Source organism: Pseudoxanthomonas sp. SGNA-20, from assembly GCF_003931635.1.
Classification (GTDB): Bacteria; Pseudomonadota; Gammaproteobacteria; order Xanthomonadales; family Xanthomonadaceae; genus Pseudoxanthomonas.
The window spans coordinates 72,599-97,129 of record NZ_RRYK01000007.1; the positions used below are offsets into that span (position 1 = coordinate 72,599).

At 72.8% G+C, this 24,531-nt stretch carries 27 protein-coding genes and 3 tRNA genes; 15 read left to right on the forward strand and 15 right to left on the reverse strand.

Annotation, left to right across the window (positions count from 1 at the left end):
- Position 1 precedes the first annotated feature (1 nt).
- From EIM48_RS12310 to EIM48_RS12350, 9 genes are all read right to left on the reverse strand, one after another.
- A complete protein-coding gene (locus EIM48_RS12310; protein WP_125111789.1) occupies positions 2 to 1,249 on the reverse strand; it encodes an MFS transporter in 1,248 nt (415 codons plus the stop codon).
- 85 nt (positions 1,250 to 1,334) lie between these two features.
- Positions 1,335 to 1,411: transfer RNA gene (locus tag EIM48_RS12315), tRNA-Pro, on the reverse strand.
- A 64-nt stretch (positions 1,412 to 1,475) separates the two neighbouring features.
- A complete protein-coding gene (locus EIM48_RS12320) occupies positions 1,476 to 2,396 on the reverse strand; it encodes a DMT family transporter (RefSeq protein WP_019398664.1) in 921 nt (306 codons plus the stop codon).
- The gene (gene murB, locus EIM48_RS12325) at positions 2,396 to 3,442 is read right to left on the reverse strand and encodes a UDP-N-acetylmuramate dehydrogenase (protein ID WP_125111790.1); all 1,047 of its coding nucleotides are present in this window, start codon (positions 3,440 to 3,442) and stop codon (positions 2,396 to 2,398) included. Before murB ends, EIM48_RS12320 begins: the two co-directional genes overlap by 1 nt.
- A 10-nt stretch (positions 3,443 to 3,452) precedes the next feature.
- Positions 3,453 to 4,505: a quinone-dependent dihydroorotate dehydrogenase gene (locus EIM48_RS12330; protein WP_028915281.1), complete on the reverse strand. Its 1,053-nt coding sequence runs from the start codon at positions 4,503 to 4,505 to the stop codon at positions 3,453 to 3,455.
- Positions 4,506 to 4,510: 5 nt separating this feature from the next.
- The gene (locus EIM48_RS12335) at positions 4,511 to 4,789 is read right to left on the reverse strand and encodes a DUF4190 domain-containing protein (protein WP_019398661.1); all 279 of its coding nucleotides are present in this window, start codon (positions 4,787 to 4,789) and stop codon (positions 4,511 to 4,513) included.
- Between the two features lie 79 nt (positions 4,790 to 4,868).
- A complete protein-coding gene (locus tag EIM48_RS12340) occupies positions 4,869 to 5,609 on the reverse strand; it encodes a metallophosphoesterase family protein (protein WP_125111791.1) in 741 nt (246 codons plus the stop codon).
- Between the two features lies 1 nt (position 5,610).
- On the reverse strand, positions 5,611 to 6,381 hold the full coding sequence (locus EIM48_RS12345) for a class I SAM-dependent methyltransferase (RefSeq protein ID WP_233581690.1): 771 nt from the start codon (positions 6,379 to 6,381) through the stop codon (positions 5,611 to 5,613).
- 89 nt (positions 6,382 to 6,470) lie between these two features.
- Positions 6,471 to 8,003, reverse strand: a complete 1,533-nt coding sequence (locus EIM48_RS12350) for an aldehyde dehydrogenase family protein (RefSeq protein ID WP_125076867.1) — start codon at positions 8,001 to 8,003, stop codon at positions 6,471 to 6,473.
- Between the two features lie 178 nt (positions 8,004 to 8,181).
- On the opposite strand from EIM48_RS12350, the gene EIM48_RS12355 reads away from it, so the two are divergent.
- From EIM48_RS12355 to EIM48_RS12380, 8 genes are all read left to right on the forward strand, one after another.
- Positions 8,182 to 8,258, forward strand: a tRNA-Arg gene (locus EIM48_RS12355).
- A 142-nt stretch (positions 8,259 to 8,400) separates the two neighbouring features.
- Entirely contained in the window at positions 8,401 to 8,775 is a 375-nt protein-coding gene (locus tag EIM48_RS12360) for a GFA family protein (RefSeq protein ID WP_125111793.1), read from the forward strand.
- Between the two features lie 96 nt (positions 8,776 to 8,871).
- A complete protein-coding gene (locus EIM48_RS15450) occupies positions 8,872 to 9,048 on the forward strand; it encodes a hypothetical protein (protein ID WP_019398656.1) in 177 nt (58 codons plus the stop codon).
- 140 nt (positions 9,049 to 9,188) lie between these two features.
- Positions 9,189 to 9,329, forward strand: a complete 141-nt coding sequence (locus EIM48_RS15370) for a hypothetical protein (RefSeq protein ID WP_019398655.1) — start codon at positions 9,189 to 9,191, stop codon at positions 9,327 to 9,329.
- 86 nt (positions 9,330 to 9,415) lie between these two features.
- Positions 9,416 to 11,935 carry a bifunctional aspartate kinase/homoserine dehydrogenase I gene (thrA, locus tag EIM48_RS12365; RefSeq protein WP_125111794.1) on the forward strand — a complete coding sequence of 840 codons (2,520 nt, stop codon included), beginning with the start codon at positions 9,416 to 9,418 and terminating at the stop codon, positions 11,933 to 11,935.
- Between the two features lie 11 nt (positions 11,936 to 11,946).
- On the forward strand, positions 11,947 to 12,867 hold the full coding sequence (locus EIM48_RS12370) for a homoserine kinase (protein WP_050992165.1): 921 nt from the start codon (positions 11,947 to 11,949) through the stop codon (positions 12,865 to 12,867).
- A gap of 82 nt (positions 12,868 to 12,949) precedes the next feature.
- Positions 12,950 to 14,242, forward strand: a complete 1,293-nt coding sequence (gene thrC, locus EIM48_RS12375) for a threonine synthase (protein ID WP_199728426.1) — start codon at positions 12,950 to 12,952, stop codon at positions 14,240 to 14,242.
- A 67-nt stretch (positions 14,243 to 14,309) separates the two neighbouring features.
- Entirely contained in the window at positions 14,310 to 14,798 is a 489-nt protein-coding gene (locus EIM48_RS12380; protein ID WP_019398651.1) for an 8-oxo-dGTP diphosphatase, read from the forward strand.
- Positions 14,799 to 15,287: 489 nt separating this feature from the next.
- On the opposite strand, the gene EIM48_RS12385 is transcribed toward EIM48_RS12380, so the two are convergent.
- Positions 15,288 to 16,046: a 3-hydroxybutyrate dehydrogenase gene (locus EIM48_RS12385; protein WP_019398650.1), complete on the reverse strand. Its 759-nt coding sequence runs from the start codon at positions 16,044 to 16,046 to the stop codon at positions 15,288 to 15,290.
- 120 nt (positions 16,047 to 16,166) lie between these two features.
- Between EIM48_RS12385 and EIM48_RS12390 the strand changes: the two genes are divergently transcribed.
- The 7 genes from EIM48_RS12390 (at position 16,167) to EIM48_RS12420 (ending at position 20,797) form a co-directional block, all read left to right on the forward strand.
- Complete coding sequence (locus EIM48_RS12390) at positions 16,167 to 16,781, forward strand: CDP-alcohol phosphatidyltransferase family protein (RefSeq protein ID WP_019398649.1); 615 nt, start codon at positions 16,167 to 16,169, stop codon at positions 16,779 to 16,781.
- A 51-nt stretch (positions 16,782 to 16,832) separates the two neighbouring features.
- Positions 16,833 to 18,170, forward strand: a complete 1,338-nt coding sequence (phaE, locus tag EIM48_RS12395) for a class III poly(R)-hydroxyalkanoic acid synthase subunit PhaE (protein WP_125111795.1) — start codon at positions 16,833 to 16,835, stop codon at positions 18,168 to 18,170.
- Entirely contained in the window at positions 18,167 to 19,240 is a 1,074-nt protein-coding gene (locus EIM48_RS12400; protein ID WP_019397665.1) for a class III poly(R)-hydroxyalkanoic acid synthase subunit PhaC, read from the forward strand. The genes phaE and EIM48_RS12400 overlap by 4 nt, the downstream gene beginning before the upstream one ends.
- Positions 19,241 to 19,295: 55 nt before the next feature.
- Positions 19,296 to 19,727, forward strand: a complete 432-nt coding sequence (locus EIM48_RS12405) for a DUF5329 domain-containing protein (protein WP_019397666.1) — start codon at positions 19,296 to 19,298, stop codon at positions 19,725 to 19,727.
- Between the two features lie 29 nt (positions 19,728 to 19,756).
- Entirely contained in the window at positions 19,757 to 19,963 is a 207-nt protein-coding gene (locus EIM48_RS12410) for a PspC domain-containing protein (RefSeq protein WP_037034920.1), read from the forward strand.
- 17 nt (positions 19,964 to 19,980) lie between these two features.
- Entirely contained in the window at positions 19,981 to 20,412 is a 432-nt protein-coding gene (locus EIM48_RS12415) for a hypothetical protein (RefSeq protein WP_125076941.1), read from the forward strand.
- Between the two features lie 145 nt (positions 20,413 to 20,557).
- Positions 20,558 to 20,797 carry a hypothetical protein gene (locus tag EIM48_RS12420; RefSeq protein WP_037034918.1) on the forward strand — a complete coding sequence of 80 codons (240 nt, stop codon included), beginning with the start codon at positions 20,558 to 20,560 and terminating at the stop codon, positions 20,795 to 20,797.
- A gap of 252 nt (positions 20,798 to 21,049) precedes the next feature.
- Here the strand turns inward: EIM48_RS12420 and EIM48_RS12425 are convergent.
- From EIM48_RS12425 to EIM48_RS12445, 5 genes are all read right to left on the reverse strand, one after another.
- A tRNA-Leu gene (locus EIM48_RS12425) sits at positions 21,050 to 21,135 on the reverse strand.
- A 32-nt stretch (positions 21,136 to 21,167) separates the two neighbouring features.
- Positions 21,168 to 21,728, reverse strand: coding sequence for a cysteine dioxygenase family protein (locus tag EIM48_RS12430; protein WP_125111810.1), 561 nt, complete (start codon positions 21,726 to 21,728; stop codon positions 21,168 to 21,170).
- Positions 21,729 to 21,826: 98 nt separating this feature from the next.
- Entirely contained in the window at positions 21,827 to 22,972 is a 1,146-nt protein-coding gene (locus EIM48_RS12435) for a homoserine O-acetyltransferase (protein WP_125111796.1), read from the reverse strand.
- 80 nt (positions 22,973 to 23,052) lie between these two features.
- Entirely contained in the window at positions 23,053 to 24,075 is a 1,023-nt protein-coding gene (locus EIM48_RS12440; RefSeq protein ID WP_019397672.1) for a hypothetical protein, read from the reverse strand.
- On the reverse strand, positions 24,069 to 24,530 hold the full coding sequence (locus EIM48_RS12445; protein ID WP_083852385.1) for a cytochrome c-type biogenesis protein: 462 nt from the start codon (positions 24,528 to 24,530) through the stop codon (positions 24,069 to 24,071). The genes EIM48_RS12440 and EIM48_RS12445 overlap by 7 nt, the downstream gene beginning before the upstream one ends.
- Position 24,531 lies beyond the last annotated feature (1 nt).

Below are 24,531 nucleotides of genomic sequence, written 5' to 3' on the forward strand. Positions count from 1 at the left end.
CTTACCAGCGGTCCTCGAGGTGGCCCGGGCGGCACGCCGCCCAGGCGCCGCACAGCATCAGCAGCACGCACCCGGCCAGGAACGCGAACGAGGCGCCCCAGCCGTGGCTGCGCGCGTGCAGCAGGCCGAACAGCAGCGGGCCCAGGCAGCTGAGCGCGTAGCCCACGCCCTGGGTGAAGCCGGACAGCGCCGCCGAGCCGGCCGGCGAGCGCGTGCGCAGGTTCACCATGGTCAGCGCCAGCGGGAAGGTGCCCGGGCCCAGGCCCAGCAGCGACACCCACAGCACCGGCGCGGCCAGCGGCGCCCAGTACAGCCCGGCGAAGCCGGCCAGGTGGCAGCCCGCGCACAGCAGGGCGATGGGGTAGGGATTGCGCAGGCGCGCGGCCAGCGCCGGCATCACCAGCGCGCTGGCCAGGCCCAGGGCCGAGAACAGCGCCAGCATGGTGCCGCCGAACGCGGCGCTGGCGCCGGCCTCGACCATCAGCCCCGGCAGCCAGGTGAACAGTGCATAGGTCACCAGCGAGGTCATGCCGAACATCAGCGCCATGCCCCAGCCCAGGGCGGTGCGCCAGACCCGGCCGCGGGCGGCCGCCGGCAGTTCCGGCGCCGCGTCGCCGGGCCGCACCGCCGCCTCGTGCACCCGCGCCAGTTCGCTGCCGGGCTCGCGTTCGCGGCGCAGCACCAGCAGCCACGGCAGCAGCGCGGCCAGCGCCAGCAGCGTCCACAGGCCCAGCGACGCCCGCCAGCCGGCCGCGGTGGCCACCGGCACCGCCAGCAGCGCCGGCAGGATGGTGCCGACCTGCAGCACGGTGATGTACAGCGAGCTGAGCGTGCCCACGCGCTCGGGGAAGTAGCGCTTGACCAGTGGCGGCAGGATCACGTTGCCGATGCCCATGCCGGCCAGGGCCACGGCCGAGGCGGCCAGCAGGGCGGCGCTGGAGCCGCCCAGGGCGCGCCACAGCAGGCCGGCGCTGGCCAGGCCCATGGACAGCGCCGCGGTGCGTTCCAGGCCCAGCCGGTGCGCCAGGCGCGGGGTGCCGACGCCGGCGGCGGCGAAGGCGGCGGTGGGGACCATGCCCAGCAGGCCGGCGAAGGCCGGGCCGAAGCCGAACTCGCGGCCCAGCACGTCCAGCAGCGGGGTCAGCGAGGTGACCGCGGTACGCAGGTTGAACGCGGCCAGCACGATGCCGGCCAGCACCAGCGCGCGCCCGGAAGTCCTGGCCGCGCCTGCGGAAGGGGATGCATGCATGCGATGGCCTCGCGGCGGCTGCGGTTTTTCCGGATCCCGGAAAGCAAAAACCGGCGCGAGGCCGGTCTGCGTACCGCTTGAAGATTGGTCGGGGAGACAGGATTCGAACCTGCGACCTCTACGTCCCGAACGTAGCGCTCTACCAGCCTGAGCTACACCCCGACAGGGCGCGCATCATACTGGATATCGAAGCGGCTGGGCAAGGATTTCCCGAAAATTTTTCACCTCACTCGCCGGGCTTGGCCGCGGTGGTCGGGGCGCCGGTCGCCGCGCGCCGCGCGAGCACCGCCTCGCGGTGCGCGATGTAGGCGTTGGCGGCCAGGATCACCAGCGCGCCGGCCAGGGTCCAGGCATCGATCGCCTCGTCGAACAGCAGCCAGCCGAACACCGCCACGATCGGCAGCTGCATGAAGCCGATCGGGGTCAGCGCCGAGACCTCGCCCAGCTTCAGTGCGCGCGTCCACAGCATGTGCCCGCCGGTGCCGAACATGCCGGCGGCCACCACCCACAGCCAGGCGGTGCCCTGCGGCCAGGTCCACACGCCCAGCGCCGGCACCAGCGACATCGGCACCCACAACAGGGTGGTCCAGATCACGATGCGGTCGGCCGGCTCGGTGGCCGACAGCTGCTTGATCTGGATGGCGACGATCGCCGACAGCAGCGCCGCCATCACCGCCACCAGGGTGCCGGTGCTGAAGCCGGTGGTGCCGGGGCGCACGATCAGCAGCACGCCGATGAAGCCCAGCACCACCGCGGCCCAGCGCCGCGCGCGCACGCGCTCGCCCAGCATCGCCGCCGCGGCGATGGTGGCGAACAGCGGGGTGGAGTAGGACAGCGAGATCGCCTGCGCCAGCGGCAGGTGGCCGATCGCCCAGAATCCGGCCAGCATCGAGCAGATGCCGACCAGGCAGCGGAACAGGTAGCGCGGGAAGTGCTGCGTGCGCAGCAGCCCGGGGCCGTGGCGCAGCAGCAGCGGCAGCGCCGCCAGCAGGCCGAAGAAGTTGCGGAAGAACGCCACCTCGAAGGTGTGCAGGCTGGCCGAGGCCAGCCGGATCGCCACCACCATCAGTCCGAACAGCGCGGTGCTGCCCAGCATCAGCAGCGCGGCACGCAGCGGTACCGGAAGCGGGCGGCGCGCGGAAGACATCAGCTTCCCCAGTCCGCGCCGACCAGGCGTGGCTCCGGTTCCAGTGCCACCCCGAAGCGTTCCCGCACCGAGGCGGCGATGCGCCGGGCCAGGTCCAGCAGCTGCAGGCCGGTGGCGCGGCCGTGGTTGACCAGCACCAGGGCGTGGCCGGCGGACACCCCGGCGTCGCCGTCGCGGAAGCCCTTCCAGCCACAGGCGTCGATCAGCCAGCCGGCCGACAGCTTGCGGGTACCGGCCGCGTCGCCGGGGAATACCGGCAGCGCCGGGTGCGCGGCGCGCAGCGCCTCGGCCAGCGCCTGCGGCACGATCGGGTTCTTGAAGAAGCTGCCGGCGTTGCCGACCCGTGCCGGGTCCGGCAGCTTGCGCCGGCGGATGCGGATCACCGCCTCGGCCACCTCGCGCGGGCCGGGCGCGGAGGCGCCCATGGCGGCCAGCTCGTCGGCCAGTCCGGCGTAGTCCAGGCGCGGCGCGGCGGTGCGCGACAGCTCGAATTCCACCGCGGCCACGATCCAGCGCCCGGGCTGGCGCTTGAACGCGCTGTCGCGGTAGCCGAAGGCGCAGGCGGTGCGGTCCAGCCGCACCCAGCCACCGGCCTGCAGGTCCCAGGCCTCCACCGCGGCGATGTGCTCGCCGACCTCCACGCCATAGGCGCCGATGTTCTGGATCGGCGCGGCGCCGACGCTGCCGGGGATCAGGGCCAGGTTCTCCAGGCCGCGCAGGCCTTGCTCCACCGACCACATCACCAGGCCGTGCCACTCCGCGCCGGCCTCGGCGCGCACGCGCACGCGCCCGCCGTCGTCGTGCAGCAGTTCCACCCGGCGGCCGCCCATCACCAGCACCGCGCCAGGCGCGTCGCCGGCGAACAGCAGGTTGCTGCCGCCGCCCAGCGGCAGCAGCGGCAGGCCGCGCAGCTGGTCCAGGACCAGCGCGTCGGGCAGGGTGGTGCTGTCGTTGACCTGCAGCAGCCAGGGCGCGCGAGCGGGCACGCGGAAGGTGTTGCGCGCGGTGAGGTCCGCGTCGCGGACCAGCTGGTAGAGAGCAGTCATGCCGGCGGGATCATGCGTCGGCGGTGCCGCGGCTGGGGGCTTCCTTGCGCCGGCGCATCGCCTCCACGCATTCGGCCACCAGCTCCGGGCCGCGGTAGACCAGCCCGGTGTAGCACTGCACCAGGACCGCGCCGGCGGCCATCTTGGCCACCGCGTCGGCCCCGGAGAGGATGCCGCCCACGCCCACCAGCGGGATCGACTCGGGCAGGCGCGCGCGCAGGCGGCGCAGCACGAAGGTGGCCTGGTCCATCAGCGGCGCGCCGGACAGGCCGCCGGCCTCCTGCGCATGCGGCAGGCCCTGGACCCGGGCGCGGTCGACCGTGGTGTTGGTGGCGATCACGCCGTCCACGGCCAGGTCGGAGAGCACCCGCGCGGCGGCGTCGATGTCGTTGTCGCTCAGGTCCGGGGCGATCTTGACCAGCACCGGCACGCGCTTGCCGTGCTGCGCGGCCAGCCGCTCCTGCGCCTCGCGCAGGGTGCCGACCAGGCGCCGCAGCGCCTGTTCCTCCTGCAGCTCGCGCAGGCCGGCGGTGTTGGGCGAGGAGATGTTGACGGTGACGTAGTCGGCCAGCGGGTAGACGCGTTCCAGGCAGTACAGGTAGTCGCTGGCGGCGTCCTCGTTGGCGGTGTCCTTGTTCTTGCCGATGTTGATGCCCAGCAGGCCGCCCTTGCGTTGCGCGCGCTCGACGTTGCGCACCAGCACGTCCACGCCGTCGTTGTTGAAGCCCAGGCGGTTGATCACCGCCTGCGCCGCCGGCAGGCGGAACATGCGCGGCTTCGGGTTGCCGGGCTGCGGGCGCGGGGTCACGGTGCCGACCTCGACGAAGCCGAAGCCCAGCGCCAGCAGCGCGTCGATGTGGGCGCCGTTCTTGTCCAGGCCGGCGGCCAGGCCGACGGGATTGGGGAAGGTCAGGCCCAGCACGCGGGTCGGCAGCGGTGCGCTGCGGCGCGCCAGCAAGGCGATGGTGCCGCTGGCATGGGCCAGCTCCAGCGCCTTCAGGCCCAGGCCATGGGCGCGCTCGGCGTCGGCGCCGAACAGGAAGGGCCGGGCCAGGGAATAGATCGACATCAGCCCACCGAGGCCAGCCAGGCCACGCCGCCCAGGAACAGGAACACCACCATCAGGCCGAGCAGGCCCAGCACCACCGGCGCCCAGCCCAGGGCCAGGCCGACCAGGGCCATGCCGTCGCCGTCGAGGGTGCCGCCGGAACGGCGGATCTCGGAACGGGCCATGTGCCCGGTGACGATGGCCACCAGCGAACCCAGCAGCGGCAGCAGCGTCCAGCCGAGCAGGCCAGTGACGAGGCTGGTGACGGCCAGGGGGCTGGTCTTGGGGATCTGGTTCATTCGGTTTCCTGGGGGGTTCGGGGCGGCCGTGGCGGCGCGCAGGGGCGATTATTCCAGAAACCCGCGGCGCCGCCGCGGTTCAGGGCATGCGCCCGGTGCGCAGGGCATGGGCCCAGTCCGCGCGGCCCAGCTCCGCGGCCCGGTGCGCAGCGGCCTGGTGGTCGTACTCCACGGCCACCAGGTCGGCGTGCCAGCCGCCCCCGCGCCGCTCCAGCACGGCGTAGCGGGCGTGCGGGGTGCCGGTGCCGGACTGGTGGCGCACCGGGTACTCCGTATCGAATGCCGGCAGGCCGACGCTGCCGGGATTGCAGGCCAGGCGGCCGTCGTCCAGGCGCAGCTGGCGCGGGGTATGCGAATGCCCGCACAGCACCACCGCCGCGCCGGCGGCGTCGGGGTGGTCCAGGCGCGCGGCCACGGCGTGGGTGCTGGCCGCGACCAGCACCGGTGGGGCGATGTCGTCCAGCAGGTACTGCAGGTCGCTGCCCGGGGTGCCATGGCACAGCAGCACCTCGTCCAGGCGCAGGCGCGGGGGCAGGGCGCGGATCCAGTCCAGCTGCGCGGCGGTGAGCGCCTGGCGGGCGTGGGCGTCGGAGGGGGCCAGCCCGGCCGGGTCGCCCAGCAGCTGGCGCTCGTGGTTGCCGGCGATGGTGGGCAGGTCCAGGGGGACCAGCCGCTCCAGGGTCTCGCGCGGCCACAGCGGGCCGGAGACGATGTCGCCGAGGTTCACGGTGAGGTCGCAGCCGCGGCGGGCGATGTCGGCCAGCACCGCCTCCAGCGCGGGCAGGTTGCCATGGATGTCGGAAATGGCGGCGATGCGCATCTCAGTCCGGGGTGCCGACGAAGATGCGCGTGTCGTAATCGAAATCGACGCGGCCGTCCACCGCGGTGGCGGCAAACAGTCCGTCCAGCGCGGCCATCATCGGCGCGTGCCGGGGATGGCCGGGGCGCGGGGCGTAGGAGGAGGACAGCAGGCGCCCGCGCAGCGCCTCCAGGTCCAGCCGCTGCGAATGCGGGAAGCGGGCCAGGCCGCGCAGGCCGCGGCCGAACCAGCGGCGCATGTGCGCGTCGTCGCCGTAGCGCTCGGACACGCTGGTGTAGTCCAGCCCGTACTCGCGCAGCAGGCGCTCGTAGCCTTCCAGGAAGGGCGTGCCGGCCAGCCGGCGCGAGTTCCAGTACACCGCCACCAGCCCGCCCGGGCGCAGGATGCGGCGCCATTCCGGCTTCACCGCCTGTTGGTCGAACCAGTGGAAGGCCTGCGCCGCCGAGACCAGGCCGACGCTGTCATCGTCCAGGGTGGTGGCCTCGGCGCGGCCATCGACCGCGCGGAAGCGCGGATGCTTGCCCAGCCAGTCGACCGCCGCCTGGCGCATGGCGGCGTTGGGCTCCACCGCGACCACCGGGTGGCCTGCATCGAGGAACAGTTTCGCGGAAATGCCGGTGCCGGCGCCGATGTCGGCCACCGGCCAGCCAGCGTCCACGCCGTGTTCCTCGCGCAGCCATTGCAGCAGCGCCGGCGGATAGCCAGGCCGGTAGCGGACGTAGTCGGCGACGCGGTCGCTGAGGCGGGTGGTGGGGCTGAGGTCTTCCGCCACTGGAACCTCCATGCCGGCTGCAACGGCCACGTGCCGGTTGCGGGGCGCGGCCCGGCCGGAATGCCGGAGCCGCGCGGCGCGGGTGCCGCTTACAGGTCGAACTTGATGCCCTGGGCCAGCGGCAGGGCGTCGGAGTAGTTGATGGTGTTGGTCTGCCGGCGCATGTAGACCTTCCACGCATCCGAGCCGGACTCGCGGCCGCCGCCGGTGTCCTTCTCGCCGCCGAACGCGCCGCCGATCTCGGCGCCGGAGGTGCCAATGTTGACGTTGGCGATGCCGCAGTCGCTGCCGGCCGCGGACAGGAACTTCTCCGCCGCCTTCAGGTCCTGGGTGAAGATCGCCGAGGACAGGCCCTGGGGCACGCCGTTCTGCATCTCGATGGCCTCCTCCAGCGAGCCGTACTTCATCACGTACAGGATCGGGGCGAAGGTCTCGTGCTGCACCACCGGATCGCTGTTGTCCAGGCCGGTGATGATGGTCGGCAGCACGAAGTGGCCGGGGCGGTCCAGCTTGCGCCCGCCGGTGACCACGGTGCCGCCGGCGGCCTTGGCCTTCTCGATCGTGGCCAGGTACTGCTGCACGGCCTCGGCGCTGTTGAGCGGGCCCATCAGGTGGTTGGTATCCAGCGGATCGCCGATCTTGCCTTCGACCTGCTTGTAGGCCTTGACCAGGGTGTCGAGCACGGTGTCGTAGATGGATTCGTGCACGATCAGGCGGCGGGTGGTGGTGCAGCGCTGGCCGGCGGTGCCGACCGCGCCGAACACGATGCCCGGGATCGCCAGCTTCAGGTCCGCGCTCTCGTCCAGGATGATGGCGTTGTTGCCGCCCAGCTCCAGCAGGCAGCGGCCCAGGCGGCGGGCGACCTTCTCGTTGACGATGCGGCCGACCTGGGTGGAGCCGGTGAAGCTGATCAGCGGCACGCGGCGGTCCTCGACCAGCTTCTCCGACAGCGCGGTGCCGGCGTCGTTGATCAGGAAGAAGATGTCCGGGAAGCCGCCGGCCTTGAGCGCCTCGTTGCAGATCTTCATCGCCGCGATGGCGGTCAGCGGGGTCTTGTTGGACGGCTTCCAGATGCAGACGTCGCCGCAGATCGCGGCCAGGAACGAGTTCCAGCTCCACACCGCGACCGGGAAGTTGAAGGCCGAGATGATGCCGACCAGGCCCAGCGGGTGGTACTGCTCGTACATGCGGTGGCCGGGGCGCTCCGAATGCATGGTGTAGCCGTAGAGCATGCGGCTCTGGCCCACGGCGAAGTCGGCGATGTCGATCATCTCCTGCACCTCGCCGTCGCCTTCGGCCTTGGACTTGCCCATCTCCAGCGCGACCAGCGAGCCCAGCGCGTCCTTGTTCCGGCGCAGGGCCTCGCCGCACAGGCGGATGGCCTCGCCGCGGCGCGGCGCCGGGGTGGTGCGCCAGGCCTTGAAGGCTTCCTGGGCGCGGGCGATCACCGCCTCGTAGTCGACCTCGGTGGTGGCGTGGACCTCGGCGATCACCTCGCCGGTGGTCGGGTTGGCCGGGCGCAGCACGCCCGCGCCGGTGGCGTCGGACCAGCGGCCGTCGCCGAGGTAGGTGCCGGAATTGGTGGCGCCAAGGCCCAGGGCCTGGAGCAGCGATGCGGACATGGAATCTCCTGGAAGGTGGATGCAGGCCGGTGCGCGCCACGCTGGCGCGCACCGGCCGGATTGCGTGGGCCGATTCTAGCAATGGCGGCAGGCGCACCCTGGTGCACCGCGGCGTGCAATGCGCCCCTGCCCGGGTGGATTGGCCGCGCGCATGCGCCATGCGACAATCCGCCGTCCTGGCCCCGTAGCTCAGCTGGATAGAGCGTCCCCCTCCTAAGGGGAAGGTCGCACGTTCGAATCGTGTCGGGGCTGCCATCCTTCCCGCCCGCGCCATGGGCCCTGGCCTGCGGAACCCGCACCGCTGCGCCCGCGGCCTCCGCCATTGCATCACCGCCGGGCTGGCACGCCGCGCAGCGCATGTAGCAAGCTGTGTCTCCCTCCAGCCGGCGCCGATGCGATGAAGACCTACGAGGGCACCTGCCTGTGCGGCCAGGTCCGCGTGCTCGCGCGCGGGGAGCCGTTGCGCGTGGGCATCTGCCACTGCGCCAACTGCCGCCGGGAGAGCGGTTCGGCGTTCACCTGGTACGGGGTGTGGCCGGCCGAGCGCTTCGAACACGCGAGGCAGACCACGGAATTCCGCGGGCAGCGCGCCTGCAAGGCCTGCGCCTCGCCGGTGTTCTCGCTCGACGCGAAGGAAGCGGAGATCAAGCTCGGCGTGCTGGCGCAGGCCCCGTCCGGCCTGGTGCCGGGCTACGAGCTGTGGGTCAAGCGCCGCGAGCCGTGGCTGGCACCGGTGCCCGGGGCCGAGCTGTACGAGGAGGACCGCAGGTAGCGGTCCCGGGCGGGGCGCTGCCGGCGCAGGCGGGCCAGCCGCGCCGCGCGTGCGGCATGCGCCCGGAAACAGGGGCAAACGCAAGGAGGAAGATGCATGCAGGCCAGTTCGGAGTTCTTCGTGGGGTGGGGCACCCTGTCGCTGATCAACGCGGGCCTGGCGCAGGCCAAGGGCCGCAGCGGCCTGGGATGGTGGCTGGCGTCGCTGCTGCTGGGGCCGCTGGCGACGTTGCTGGTGGTGGTACTGGATCCGGTGGCGAAAGCGCAGCCGTGAATCGTCTGGCAGGCGTTGCCGACGCTGGTGCCGTACCCGGCCATGCGCGCTAACTGTTTCTTTGGCAACGGAAATTTTTCCGCGGATGTGGCGTTGCAGCACTTGACACGGCCCCTGTGCATCGTGTCCTCTTGACGGCCATGTCGAACCGCAACGCCACCGCCGTCCTCCTTCCGCCGCCGCGGCGGATGCGTGCGTGCGCGCCGGTCACCGGCATTACCACCGCGATTACCACCGCCACCGGTATTACCCGCCCGGTGCGGCCCGTCGTGTTCGTGTAACTGCGAAACCCACGGCCCCGCACCTGGATCAGGCGCGGGGCGACCCGCACCGATACGCGCGCTGGGCCTCACAACCGAGGTCTCCGATGTCGTCTGCCGCAGTCGCAAGTCCGTCCGAATCCCTCCCGCGCCCGTCCGCCGTCCGCACCGTCGTGCACAAGTTCGGCGGCACTTCCGTGGCCGATGCCGAGCGCTACCGCCACGTCGCCCGGCTGCTGCTGGCGCGCGACGAGGACATCCAGGTCACCGTGGTCTCGGCGATGAAGGGCGTCACCGACGCGCTGATCGCCCTGGCCCATGCCTCCGCGGCGGCGGGCGAGGGCGAGCCGGACTGGCACGACGCCTGGCACGACCTGCGCGCGCGCCACCGCAGCGCGGCCGTGGCCCTGCTGGCCGAGCACGCCGGCGACGCGGTGGAGTGGATCGACCAGCGCTTCGACGAGCTGGCGCGGGTGCTGGAGGCGGTGCACGTGCTCGGCAGCCTGCCGGAGGAAGTGCTGCAGCGGGTGCAGGGCCTGGGCGAGGTGTACTCGGCGCAGCTGCTGGGCATGCACCTGCGCGCGCTGGGCGAGGACTGCGCGGTGCTGGACGCGCGCGAGGTGCTGGTGGTCACCCACGGCGAACTGGGCGTGGACGTGGACTGGGCGAGCAGCGCGGAGAAACTGGCGCGTTGGCGCCAGGCCAACCCGCAGCGGCGGGTGGTGGCCACCGGCTTCGTGGCGCGCGACCGCAACGGCCGCGTCACCACACTCGGCCGCAACGGCAGCGACTTCTCCGGCGCGATCTTCGCCGCCCTGTTCGAGGCCGACGAGCTGCACATCTGGACCGACGTGGACGGCGTGCTTTCGGCCGACCCGCGGGTGGTGCCGGAGGCGGTGCAGCTGGAGTCGCTGAGCTACGACGAGGCCTGCGAGCTGGCCTACTTCGGCGCCAAGGTCGTGCATCCGCAGACCATGTACCCGGCGATCGAGCGCGGCCTGCCGATCGTCATCCGCAACACCTTCCAGCCCGAGCACCCGGGCACCCGGATCAGCGCCGGGCGCGATCCGACCCGGCCGGTGAAGGGCCTGACCCTGAGCCCGAACCTGGCCCTGGTGAACCTCGAAGGCACCGGCCTGATCGGCGTGCCCGGCACCGCCGAGCGCGTGTTCGCCGCGCTGCGCAACGCGCGGGTGTCGGTGGTGATGATCTCGCAGGGCTCGTCCGAGCACTCGATCTGCTGCGTGGTCCGCCAGGACGACGCCGAGCGCGCCCAGGCGGCGCTGCTCAACGCCTTCGCCCACGAGCTGGCGATCGGCCAGGTGCAGCGCGTGCAGCACGTGCCGGGCATCAGCGTGCTGGCCGCGGTCGGCGACGGCATGGCCGGGCAGCCGGGCATCGCCGCGCGCCTGTTCGGCGCGCTGGGCCGCGCCCAGGTCAACATCCGCGCCATCGCCCAGGGCTCGTCCGAGCGCAACATCTCGGTGGCGATCGACAGCGAGCAGGCCACCCGCGCCCTGCGCGCGGCGCATGCCGGGTTCTGGCTGTCGCCGCAGACCTTCGCGGTGGGCGTGATCGGGCCGGGCAACGTCGGCAGTGCCCTGCTGGACCAGCTGATGGCCGCGCGCGGCAAGCTGCTGGATAGGGCGCGGCTGGACCTGCGCCTGCGCGCGATCGCCTCGCGCAGCCGCCAGCTGCTGGATCCGCGCGGGATCGAGGGCGACTGGCGCGAGGCCTACGCCGCCGCTCGCGAGCCGCTGGACCTGGACCGCTTCACCGCGCACCTGCTGGATTCGCACCTGCCGCACATGGTGATCGTCGACTGCAGCGGCAGCCCGCAGGTGGCCGACCGCTACGCGCAGTGGCTGGCCGCCGGCATCCACGTGGTCACCCCGAACAAGCAGGCCGGCTCCGGCCCGCTGCAGCGCTGGCGCGAGATCCGCGCCGCCGCCCAGGCCAGCGGCGCGCGCTTCCGCTACGAGGCCACGGTCGGCGCCGGCCTGCCGGTGATCTCCACCCTGCGCGACCTGCTGGACACAGGCGACAAGGTCATCTCGATCGAGGGCATCTTCTCCGGCACCCTGGCTTGGCTGTTCAACCGCTACGACGGCAGCGTGCCGTTCTCCAGGCTGGTGGCCGAGGCGCGTTCGCTGGGCTACACCGAGCCGGACCCGCGCGACGACCTGTCCGGCACCGACGTCGGCCGCAAGCTGGTGATCCTGGCGCGCGAGGCCGGCTGCGAGCTGAGCATCGAGGACGTGCAGGTGGAGAGCCTGGTCCCGGCCGCGCTGCGCGAGTCCAGCGTGGACGACTTCATGGCGCGCCTGCACGAGGTCGATGCCGGCTTCGCCGCGCGGCTGGCGCAGGCGCAGGCCAACAACAGCGTGCTGCGCTACGTCGCGCGCCTGGATGCCCAGGGCAAGGCCTCGGTCGGCCTGGTCGAGGTGCCGCGCGACCACGCCTTCGCCAACCTGCGCCTGACCGACAACATCGTCCAGTTCACCACCCGCCGCTACTGCGAGAACCCGCTGGTGGTGCAGGGCCCCGGCGCCGGCCCGGAGGTGACCGCCGCCGGCGTGTTCGCCGACCTGCTGCGGGTGGCCGCCGGCCGCGGGGCGCGCCTGTGAGCGGCGACGCGATGCAGCGCCAGGCCACGGCCTTCGCCCCGGCCTCGGCCGGCAACGCCGCGGTGGGCTTCGACATCCTCGGCTTCGCCCTGGCCGGCGCCGGCGACACGGTCACCGTGCGCCGGATCGCCGAGCCGCAGGTGCGCATCCGCCAGATCCGCGGTGCCGCCCATCCGCTGCCGCTGGAAGCCTCGCGCAACACCGCCGGCGTCGCCCTGGAGGCGATGCGCCGGGCGCTGCAGCTGCCGTTCGGCTTCGAGGTCGAGATCGACAAGGGCATCGCCCTGGGCTCGGGCATGGGCGGTTCGGCCGCCTCGTGCGTGGGCGCGCTGGTGGCCGCCAACGCACTGCTGGACCGGCCGCTGACCCGGCACGCGCTGTACCCGTTCGCGCTGGAAGGCGAGGCGGTGGCCAGCGGCGGCCGGCATGGCGACAACATCGGCCCGATGCTGCTGGGCGGGCTGGTGCTGGCCACCGCCGACCGCCTGGTGCGGATCCCGGTGCCGGAGGCGTGGCACAGCCTGCTGGTGCATCCGGAAGCGGTGCTGGAGACGCGCAAGGCACGCGAAGCCCTGGCCGGCAGCTATGCGCTGCCGGAGTTCGTGGCGCAGAGCGCGAACCTGGCACTGGTGCTGGCCGGCTGCCATGCCGGCGACGCCGCGCTGGTGCGCGCCGGCCTGCGCGACGTGCTGGTCGAGCCGCGCCGCGCCGCGCTGATCCCGGGCTTTGCCGCGGCCAAGGCGGCGATGCTGGACGGCGGGGCGATGGGTGCGAGCATTTCCGGCGCCGGTCCCAGCGTGTTCGGCTGGTTCGAAAGCCGCGCCAGTGCCGAGGCCGCGGCCCCGGCGGTGCAGGCGGCGTTCGCCGCCGCCGGCCTGGACAGCCAGGCCTGGGTGGCGCCGCTGGACAGCCCCGGCGCTACCCTGCTGTAACCGCCACGCGCGGCCGGCGCCGGCCGCGCGTCCCCCATCCACCGCCGGCCGCGCCGCGGTCGCCCCAGGCCCCGACGGATCCATGATGAACTTCGTTTCCACCCGCAACGCCGCTCCCGCCGTCAACCTCAGCCAGGCCATTGCCGCCGGCCTCGCGCCCGACGGCGGCCTGTACGTGCCGCAGGCGCTGCCGGCGCCGCGCCAGCTGCGCCCTGGCGCCAGCCTGGCCGAGACCACCACCGCGCTGCTGGCGCCGTTTTTCGCCGGCGACGCGCTGGAGCCGGAGCTGGCGGCGATCTGCGCCGAGGCGCTCGATTTCCCGGTGCCGCTGGTGCCGCTGGCCACCCCGGGCGACCACGTGCTGGAGCTGTTCCATGGCCCCACGGCGGCGTTCAAGGACGTCGGCGCGCGCTTCCTCGCCGCCTGCCTGGCGCGCATCCGCCGCGGCGCGGACCGTCCGCTGACCATCCTGGTGGCCACCTCCGGCGACACCGGCGCCGCGGTGGCCGCCGCGTTCCATGGCCAGCCGGGCCTGCGCGTGGTGGTGCTGTACCCGGACGGCCGGGTCTCGCCGCGCCAGGCGCACCAGCTCGGCTGCTTCGGCGGCAACGTCTCGGCGCTGCGGGTGGCCGGTTCGTTCGACGACTGCCAGGCCCTGGTCAAGCGCGCACTCAATGACGCCGAACTGCAGGCGCAGGTGCCGCTGAGTTCGGCCAACAGCATCAGCCTGGGCCGGCTGCTGCCGCAGATGAGCTACTACGCGCACGCATCGCTCAGCCACCACGCGGCGACCGGGCGCGAGCTCAACTTCGTGGTGCCCACCGGCAACCTCGGCAACGCCCTGGCCGGGATCCTGGCGCGCGCGCTGGGCGCGCCGCTGGGGCGGATCGTGCTGGCGACCAATGCCAACCGGGTCCTGCCGGAGTTCTTCGCCGGCGACGCCTACAGCCCGCGGCCCAGCGTGGCCACCCTCGCCAACGCCATGGACGTGGGCGCGCCCAGCAACTTCGAGCGCCTGCTGTGGCTTTACGGCGGCGACGAGGTCGCGCTGCGCGAGGGCTTCACCGCGATCTCGGTCGGCGACGACACCATCCGCGCCACCATCCAGGCCCGCAGCCAGAAGCACGGCGAGGTGTTCTGCCCGCATACCGCCACCGCGGTGCACGTGCTGCAGGAGCTGCGCGCCGACGGCACCGATGGCGACTGGGCGGTTGCCGCCACCGCGCACCCGGCCAAGTTCGAATCGGTGGTCGAGCCGCTGGTCGGGCATCCGGTGGAGGTGCCGCCGGCCCTGGCCGAGCTGCTGGCGCGCCCGGCCCAGGCCGAGCCGGTGCCGCCGGAGTACGAGGCCCTGCGCGCGCACCTGCTGCGCTGACACGACGGCCGGCGGCCCGGCGCGGGCCGCTGGCTAGAATGCCGCTTTCCGCCAGGGGCCGAACTGCATGCCGTACACCCCGATCGTGGCCACGCTCGGCTACGTGCTTTCGCCGGACCGCTCGAAGGTCCTGATGATCCACCGCAACGCGCGCCCGGACGACCACCAGCTGGGCAAGTACAACGGCCTGGGCGGCAAGATCGAGCGCGACGAGGACGTGCTTGCCGGCATGCGCCGCGAGATCCGCGAGGAGGCCGGCATCGAGTGCACCTCGATGCAGCTGCGCGGGACCATCAGCTGGCCGGGCTTCGGCAAGCACGGCGAGGACTGGCTGGGCTTCGTGTTCGTGATCGACGGCTGGACCGGCACGCCACTGCAGTCCAATCCCGAGGGCACGCTGGAGTGGGTGGAAATCGAACGCCTGGACGAGCTGCCGATGTGGGAAGGCGACCGCAACTTCCTGCCGCTGGTGTTCGACGGCGACCCGCGGCCATTCCACGGGGTGATGCCGTACCGCGACGGGCGCATGCAGTCCTGGAACTGGTCGCGCATGTGAGATGTTCCACGCCCCGCGCCGTTTTCCACACCGGATGTGGAAAGCAGCGGGAAAAGCGTGTGGATAAGCGCGGCGCGCGCTTGCGGCACAAGCATGTCAAGATGGGTGGCGAAATTTTCGCCAGCCCCCGCGGGGTCGGGGACGCGGTTTTCCACACCGCCTGTGGATGGTTCGCGGACAAGTATGTGGATAACCACCGCGACGCCTTGTGTGACGGACTCGTCAAGATCCCTGGCGAAAAATTCGCCACTGTCCCGCGGTGTGCGGATCGATGGTTCCGGTGTTCCACGGATCGCCAGGCGGTGGGTGGGCATGTGTTCGATCACGCGCGGCAACCGCTGCATCCGTGCGGCGCGCGGTAAAGCGCGCAGGCGCGGCGGGTTTACCGATGTGGCGTGGTGGGTGCGTGCGGCCAGGCGCGCATGGTTGCGTGCCCGCGCAGCGTAAACGGTGCGCGGGCAGGGCGGGTTTATGGGCGACGGCGCGCGGCTACTGCGCGGTCCAGCCGCCGTCCAGCACCAGGCACTGGCCCGTGATGTTGCGCGCGGCCGGCGAGATCAGGAACGCGGTGGTGCCGGCCAGTTCGTCCATGCCGATGAACACGCCCTTGGGCATGGGCTTGAGCATCACCTGCGACACCACCTCCTCCTCGGAGATGCCGCGGGTGCGCGCCTGCGCCGCGATCTGGCTGTCCACCAGCGGGGTCTTCACATAGCTGGGGCAGATGGTGTTGATGGTGATGTCGGTGTCCGCGGTCTCCAGGGCGATGACCTTGGAGAAGCCGACCAGGCCGTGCTTGGCCGCCACGTAGGCGCTCTTGAACGGGCTGGCGACCAGGGCGTGGATGCTGCCGATGTTGACGATGCGGCCGTAGCCGCGCTCGCGCATGCCCGGCAGCACCGCGCGGGTCAGGCGGGCCACGCCGACCAGCATCACCTGCACCAGGAAGTCCCACTTCTCCGGCGGGAACTCTTCCAGCGGCGCGACGTGCTGCAGCCCGGCGTTGTTGACCAGCACCTCCACCGGGCAGGAGATCGAGGCCAGGGCCTGGGCCACGCTGGCGTCGGAGGTCACATCCAGCGCCACCGCCTCGGCCGAACCGCCGGCGGCGCGGATCTCCGCGGCGACCACGGCGGCCGCCTCGGCCGACAGGTCGCTGACGACCAGGTGGTGGCCCGCGGCCGCCAGCTCGCGGGCGATGCCGGCGCCGATGCCGCTGGCCGCGCCGGTGATGAGGATGTTGCGCATGGGCGTCTCCGGTGGCTCGCCACGACTTTAGCAAGCGCCCGCGGCGGCGGAAGCCCCGCCGCGCACCCGGCTTCGACCGCCGCGGGCGTATCCTGTGCGCCTCCCACGCAGGCCTTACGCATGTCCCGCCACTTCTCGATGCTGCGCGACTTCCAGCTCGCCGACTGGTTCACCCTGGCCAACGCCTTCTGCGGCACCGGCGCGGTGTTCGCGGCGATGCGCTTCCTCCAGGACGGCCGGGTGGGCGACCTGCTGGCCGGCATGGCGCTGATCCCCGCGGCCTTCATCTTCGATGCCCTGGACGGGCGCGTGGCGCGCTGGCGCAAGTCGTCCTCGACCCTGGGCCGGGAGCTTGACTCGCTGGCCGATGTGATCTCCTTCGGCCTGGCCCCGGCGGCGCTGGCCTACGCCTGCGGCATGCAGGGCGGCTGGGACTGGCTGGTGCTGTCGTACTTCGTCGGCTGCGGCGTCAGCCGCCTGGCGCGCTACAACGTCACCGCCGAGCAGCTGGCCGGCGAGGAGGGCAAGGTGAAGTACTTCGAGGGCACGCCGATCCCGACCAGCCTGGTGCTGGTGGTGGTGCTGGCGGTGGCCGCCTGGCAGGGCCGGATCGGCGCCGACCTGTGGTGGGGCCAGTGGCAGCTGGGGCCGTGGCAGCTGCACCCGCTGGTGCTGCTGTTCGCCCTGTCCGGCTCGCTCATGATCAGCAAGACCATCCATATTCCCAAGCCGTAAGGGCCCTGCGCGCCGCCGCTGCTAGAATCGGCGGCGACACCGGAGAGGCTCATGGCCAACGCATCTTCGCCCGGCGACCTCGATTCGCTGGCGCGCCAGTACTGGGATACCTGGAGCGGACTGCTCGGCGTTGGCCTGCGGCCGGAAGCGGCGGAGGAGCCCGCGCCGGCCGCGTTCGACTGGTACGCGCGCATGCAGCAGCTGGCCGCGCAGTTCGCCGAGGGCGGCGGCAGCGCCGCCGAGATCGCCGCGGCCTGGAGGCAGATGCTGGGCGGGCAGGACGGCAGTCCCTTCGCCGGCGTGTTCCAGGGCCTGCCCGGCGGCATGGGCGCGGCCGTGGCCGGCTGGCCCGACCAGGTGCGCCCGTTCGTCGAGGCCGTGCTGCGCCCGCTGCGGCAGCAGGCTTCCGAATGGTTTGGCCGTCCCGGCCTGGGCCCGGCGCGCGAGCACCAGCAGCGCCTGCAGGCGCTGGCCGCGGCCTGGCAGGAGTGGGAAGAGCGCAACGAGGCGTTCACCGCGCTGCTGTCGCGCATCGGCCAGGACGCCTTCGCCCGCTTCGAGCGCCTGCTGGAGCAGCGGCAGGAGAACGCCGAGCAGCAGCTGGCCAGCGCGCGGGCGCTGTTCGACCTGTGGATCGACGCCGCCGAGGAGGCCTGGGCCGAGGCTGCGCTCTCGGAGGAATACCAGCAGCAGTACGCGGCGCTGACCAATGCGCTGATGCGTGTGCGCCAGGGCCTGCAGCAGGAAGTCGAGCGCCTGGGCGCGCTGCTTGGCCTGCCCGGGCGCAGCGAGGTGGACGCGGTGCACCGCAAGGTCGCCGAGCTGGAGCGCAGCGTGCGCGAACTGCGCCGCGCCGCGGGACTGGCGCGCAACGCCGCTGCGGTGCCCGGCGCCACGCCGCGTGCGCCGCGCAAGGAAAAGGCCGCCGCGGCGCCGGCAGGCGCGGGCAGGCCAGCCGCGCGCAAGGCCACAGCCACCGGCGCCAAAGCCGGGGGCGACGCCAGGGCGCGCAGCGCGCAGCCCCCCAAGGCAGCCGCCAAGGCCGCCGCCAAGGCAACCCGCTCCGCCAGGCCGGCGGCGGCGAAGAAGGCTGTTGCCGCCAGGTCCGCTGCAGCGCCCAAGGCCAGGGCCTCCGCCAGGGCGAAGCCGGCCGTGGCAAAGAAAGCCGCGGCGAAGAAGGCTGTCGCGACGCCGAAGAAACCGGCCGCACGCAAGGCCGCCGCGACACGGACGCCGGCCCCCGCGGCCGCGTCGCCCCGGCCGGCCCAGGCACGCGCGCGCAAGGCGCAGCCGGCCGGCGGCGCGCAGGTGGTCTCGATCAAGGACTGGGTCAACCGCAACCTCGCCACCGGCAAGGCGGGAGGTAGCCGCGGAGGCCGTGGCGGATGAGCGGGCAGGGTGGTCCCTTCCGGTTCGACCCGCTGGCGCTGGCGCAGGAAGCCATGCAGTTCCAGCGCCGGCTGGCCCAAGGCCTGCAGGTGCTGGCACGGGTGGGCGAAGTGGACTACGGGGCCACCCGGCGCGAGGAGGTCTGGCGCGACGGCAAGACCGTGCTCTACCGCTTCGTCGGCGAGCGCGAGCCCAGCGGGCCGGCGCTGCTGATCGTCTACGCCCTGGTCAACCGCCCGTACATGGTCGACCTGCAGGCCGACCGCTCGCTGGTGCGCGGGCTGCTGGAGCTGGGCCTGGACGTGTACGTGCTGGACTGGGGCTACCCGGACCGCTCCGACCGCTACCTCACCCTCGACGACTACATCAACCGCTTCATCGACGGTGCGGTGGACCACCTGGTCGAAGCCATCGGCGGCCCGGTCAACCTGTTGGGCGTGTGCCAGGGTGGCGCGTTCTCGCTGTGCTACGCGGCGCTGCACCCGGAGAAGGTGCGCAACCTGGTCACCATGGTCACCCCGGTGGATTTCCAGACCCCGGACAACATGCTCTCCGGCTGGGTGCGCGGGCTGGACGTGGACCTGTTCGTGGACGCGCTGGGCAACATCCCCGCCGACCTGATGAACGCCAGCTACCTGATGCTCAAGCCGTTCCGCCTGAACCTGCAGAAGTACGTGGGCCTGGTGGACGCGCTGGAGGATCCGAAGGCGGTCGAGGACTTCCTGCGCATGGAGAAGTGGATCTTCGACTCGCCCGACCAGGCCGGCGAGGCCTTCCGCGAGTTCATCAAGCAGTTCTACCAGGGCAATGCCTTCATCAACCGCAACGCGCGCATCGGCGGGCAGCCGGTGGACCTGGGCTTCGTCGACATGCCGGTGCTGAACATCTACGCCGAGCAGGACCACCTGGTGCCGCCCTCGGCCTCGCGCGCGCTGGGCGGCCTGGTCGGCACCGACGACTACACCGAGCTGGGCTTCCGCGGCGGGCACATCGGCCTGTACGTCTCCAGCCGTGCCCAGCGCGAGGTGCCGGCGGCGATCCAGCGCTGGCTGGCGGCGCGGCAGGGCTGAGTCCCGCCGCCCGGCGCCGCCCGGCCAGACTTCGCGCCATCCCCGGAAGCCGACCATGAGCGCCACCGGCCATCCCGACCTCACCAAGCACTTCCCGCGGGCCGCGCGCCGTGCCCCCGGACGGGCACGGGCCAGCGCCTGCCTGCTGGCCCTGGCCCTGGTGCCAGCCGCGCTGGCCAATGCCGGCAGCGATGCCGAAATCCGCGCCCTGATCGCGGCGCTGGGCGACTCCGGCTGCCGCTTCCAGCGCAACGGCCGCTGGCACGAGGCCGCTGCCGCGCGCGAGCACCTGCAGCGCAAGTACGAGCATGCCCGCCGCCGCGGCCTGGAGGGTACGGCCGAGGAGTTCATCGAGCGTGCCGGCAGCCGTAGCAGCCTGACCGGACGCCCGTACCGGGTGGCCTGCCCGGGCGAGCCTGAACGCCCGGCAGGCGAGTGGCTGCGGCAGCGCCTGCAACGACTGCGCGGCGACGCGGGGCAGCGCTAGACTCCGGCCAGGTACCATCGGAGTCGGCCATGAGTGCAACGTCCACGAGCGGCCTGGCCCGCTCACTCAACGACCGCATGATCGCCGGCGTGCTGGGCGGCATTGCCCGCCGTTTCGGCTGGAGTTCGACCTGGCTGCGGATCATCTACGTGGTCGGTTCGGTCGTATCCGCCGCCTTCCCGGGCGTGCTGGTCTACCTGATCCTGTGGCTGCTGATCCCGAACGAGTCCGATTGAGCCGCGCCGCCCGCGTCCTGCGTGGGCTTGCCCTGGTGCTGGGCGTGGTGTGGGCCTCGCCCTGGACGCTGCTGGGACTGCTGGCGGGGCTGGCGGGGCTGCCGCTGGGCGCGCGCCTCCGCCTTGCCCGACGCGAACGGGCGCTGCTGTTTGCCGGCTACCCATGGGGACCGGGCGGGGCGATGACCCTGGGCAACGTCATCCTGTCCACCGGACCCGACCTCGACGCCAGCTGCGCCACCTACGAGCACCGCGCCGGCCGCTGCCGCCAGCGGCAGGTGCGCCTTGGCGACCACGAACGCGCCCACGTCTACCAGTACATGCTGCTGGGGCCGCTGTTCGTACCGGTCTATTTCCTCTGCGGCGGGATTTCGGTGCGCAACCCGCTGGAGCGCGCCGCCGACCACTACGCCCTGCATGGCCATGGCTGGTGGCCGTGGCGCCGCTAAACGCCGGCTGACTGTCCCCTGCCTGCAACCACCGTGTCCCCGGGTGGAAACACGGTCTGGCTACGTTTGTTGCACGTGTTCCTAACGCCCAGGTGTCCACACTCCCCGGCCTGGTCGGACAAGAACAAGAAGAAGAGGAAAGGCCATGTCGTCGATAGTGCTTTACGTGGGCGGAAGCAAGGACGGGAAGCGGGGCTTCGTGCCCAACGGCTTCACCAAGTCCATGCTGGAGACCGCCGAACATGGACGCGAGATCTACGTCGAGCGGATGGTGCGCCTGGCCCGCTACGGGACGGTGCGGATCATGGCGCTGGAGAGCCTGTGCGAAGACCTGGTCGCACGGCTGGCCGGAAGGCATTTCGAGGCGGCCGCCCAGGCGGCCTGACCTCGGCCAGGGGGGCGGCGGCCCCGCGAAGGCCGCCGCCCCCGGCGGCAGGGAAACCGGAGGGCCCGCGCAAGCGGGCCCTTTTCGTTGGGGGCAGGGTCCTGACGGCACGGCCGGGCCGGGTTCCGGCCTGGCGTGGCGCAAGGTGGGGCGGGGGCTGCGCGGCGCTGGTGCCGGTCGGGAGTGGGCCGCGACATGGTTCGCGCGCGGAAACGAGGACGCCCCGGCCGTCGGACCGGGGCGTCGCGTATCTGGTGCCGAAGGTGGGACTCGAACCCACACGGTTTTAAGGCCGGCGGATTTTGAGTCCGCTGCGTCTACCATTCCGCCACTTCGGCGCGGGCGCGCAGTATAGCGGACCGCGGGGCGGCTAAGCGGCCGGATCGGTACACAGCCGGCGTTCCTCGCGCCGGGTCCAGCCTGCCGGGCCGCTGGCCCCGTCCTCCGGCACGAATACGTGGCAGCGCAGCAGCGGGTGCTGGTAGACGTGCAGCGACACGGCCACCGCGTCGGCCTGCGGATTGCGGATGGCGTGGTATTCGTGCGGCGGGATCAGGCTACCGGCCGAGCCGGGCGCGGCCTCGATGTCGTCCACCGCCTCGAAGCGCCAGCGCTCGCCGTCGCGTTCGGCCGGTTCGTAGCGGGTGATGGCCAGGCGCCCGTGCCACACGCCCTCCACGCACCAGGCGCCGTCGTGGTCGTGGATATGGGTGCCCTGGCCGGGCCCCCAGGTCATCGCCACCACGCTGTAGCCCAGGTCCGGGCTGGTGTAGAGCTCGCGCCGGGCGTAGTGGTCGGAGATCGGCTGCAGCACCTGCGGCGGCAGGCCGACCTCGCGGTCGGCGAACAGCGCGACCAGGGTGCGGCGCAGGGCCGCGGTCACCGCCTGGCATTCGCCCAGCGCCACGGCCGCGTCCAGCGCGGCCACCATCTTGTGCTTGCCCGGGAAGTCCACGCCATCGCCTGCCGGAACGTACGCGGCGGCAGGGTAGCGGCGCGGACGTTAGAAGTATGTTTCGAAGGAAACGATCATAGCCGATCGAGGAAGCCGCGGACCGCCGGGCCGAAGCGCCCGAAATCCACCAGGAAGGCATCGTGGCCCTGCGGCGAGTCCATGCCCAGGAACTGTGCATCGGCGCCGCCGCGGGCCAGGCCCTCGGCCACTTCCTGCTGCTGCTGCACCGGGAACAGGATGTCGGTGCTGGCGCCGATCGCCAGCGCGCGCTCGATGCGGACCGTGGCCAGCCCGGCCAGCACGTCGCCGTTGCCGTACTCGGCCACGTCGAACCAGTCCATCGAGCGGCTCAGGTACAGGTAGCAATTGGGGTCGTAGCGGCGCACGAAGCGCCGGGCATGGCCTTCCAGGTAGCTTTCGACCTGGAATTCCAGGCCGAACGGGTCTTCCTCGCCATTGCCGTTGGCGAACGGCGAGCTCTGGTCCAGGCGCACGCGGCCGAAGCGGCCGTCCCATTCCAGCGCCGAGCGGTAGGTGATCACGCCCAGCTTGCGGGCGATGCGCATGCCCGACTCGGGCCAGGTGTCGTGGTCGTAGTTGCCGCCGTTCCAGTTCGGGTCCAGGCGGATGGCCTCGCGCTGCAGCGAGCGCACGGCGATGGAGAAGGGCAGGGCGCGCGCGCTGCCGGAGATGTTGATGTGGCTGCGGGCGATGCCCGGGTGGAGCAGCAGCAGCCCGAGCGCGGTCATGCCGCCCATCGAATTGCCGATCACGCAGGCCAGCTGGCCGATGCCCAGGCCGCGCACCACCGCGGCCGCGGCATCGGCCACGTCCTCGATCGACAGCTCCGGGAACGCCAGTCGGTAGGGCTGGCCGGTGGCCGGATCCAGCGAGGCCGGGCCGGTGGAGCCCTTGCAGCTGCCCAGCGCGTTGACGCAGATGACGAACCAGCGCCTGGTATCGATCGGCTTGCCGGGGCCGAGCATGGCTTCCCACCAGCCCGGCGCGGGATCGTGCGGGCCGGAGGCGGCATGCGCGTCCGGCGACAGGCCGGTGAGGATCAGCACCGCGTTGTCGCGGCCGGGCGCCAGGGTGCCCCAGGTTTCGTAGGCCACGCGTGCGCCGTGCAGCACGCCGCCGCGCTTCATCGGGAAGGGCGAGGGCAGCGCATGGAAGCGGCTGCCGGGCGGGATGAACTCGTATGCGGACGCCGATGCCATAGGCGGCGCAGTGTAACGGCATCGCCCGCGCGCCGCTGGCGCCGGTGACGGCTGAAACGATCCGCGCGGCCGCGCGGCGCTCAGGGTGCCGGCGCGCCGATGACCAGTTCGACCGCCTCGCCGGCCGGCAGGCGTACCCGCACCGGGGCCGATTCCACGTCGCCCTCGCCGCGGCTGGCGCTGCCGGCGGCGGAAATCCGCGCCAGCACCTCGACCTCCTGCAGCGCCGACAGCTTCTGCGTCGGCATCGGGCTGTCGCGGTCGTCCAGCACCACCTCCAGCGGCAGGTCGCGCACGCGGTGGCGCTCCACCGCCACCGGCATCGGCGGGCCGCCGGGCACGCGCGCCAGCACGAACACCACCGCCTCGCCGTCCGGCTGCGCGCGTGCGGCGTATTCCGGATCCAGCGCCACCTTCACGGTCAGGCCGGTGCCGGGCGCCGGCGCGGCCGGCGCATCCAGCGGCGGCAGGCCGGCATCGGCGCGCGCCGCGTCGATCTGCAGCCGCAGGCTGCGCGCGGTGGCCTCGTCCACGCCCGGCAGCAGCGCTTCCCAGGTGCGCGCGGCCGCGGCGGCCTGGCCGGCCTGGCGCTGGGCCACGCCGATGAACCAGCCGGCGCGGGCATGCCCGGGCACCAGCTGGCGCGCGCGCTGCAGCCAGGCCACGGCCTGTTCGTCGAACAGGCGTTGCGGATGGGCCAGGGCGCGGGCCTCGGCGGCGTCGACCAGCAGGTCGGGTTCGTCGGGCGCGTAGTCCAGGGCGCGGGCATAGGCGTCGCGCGCGGCGGCGGCATTGCCCAGGGCGGCCTGGGAGCGGCCCAGCAGCACCCAGCCCTCGGGCTGGGCCGGATTGCGTTCCAGTTCGGCGGCCAGCTGCGCCACCGCGTCCTCCAGGCTTTGCGGCGCGTCCGCCGCGGCCACCGGCGCGCGCAGCGCCGCCGGCGTGCCTACCGCCAGGTATAGCCCGCCGGTGCCGGCGCACAGGGCCAGCGCGCCGACCGCGACCGCCAGCGGCCGGCCCAGCGGCCGCAGTACCCACAGCGCCACGGCCAGGACCACGGCCACGGCCAGCAGGGCGAACAGCAGCACGGAGGTGTTCACCATTCCTGCTCCGGGGGATCGTCGTCTTCGCGCGCGGGCGCGGCCTGGGCACGGCGGCGCACGATGCTCCACACCACCGCCGCGCCACCCAGCAGCACCAGGCCGGGACCGAACCACAGCAGCCAGGTATGGCGGTCCACCCTGGGCCGGTACAGCACGAACTCGCCGTAGCGTTCGACCAGGTGCTGCTTGATCTGGGCGTCGCTGCGGCCCTGGCGCATCAGCGCCAGCACCTCGCGGCGCATGTCCTGGGCGATCTGCGCGTTGGAGTCGGCCAGCGACTGGTTCTGGCACATCACGCAGCGCAGCTCGGAGGTCAGGGCGTGGAAGCGGGTTTCCTCGGCGGCGTCGCGGAAGCCCGGTGGTGCCTGGTCGCCGGCGGCCTGGGCGAAGGCGGCCGGCGCTTGCGCCAGGGCCAGCGCCGCGGCCAGCAGCAGGCACGGCGCGCGGGCGGCCATG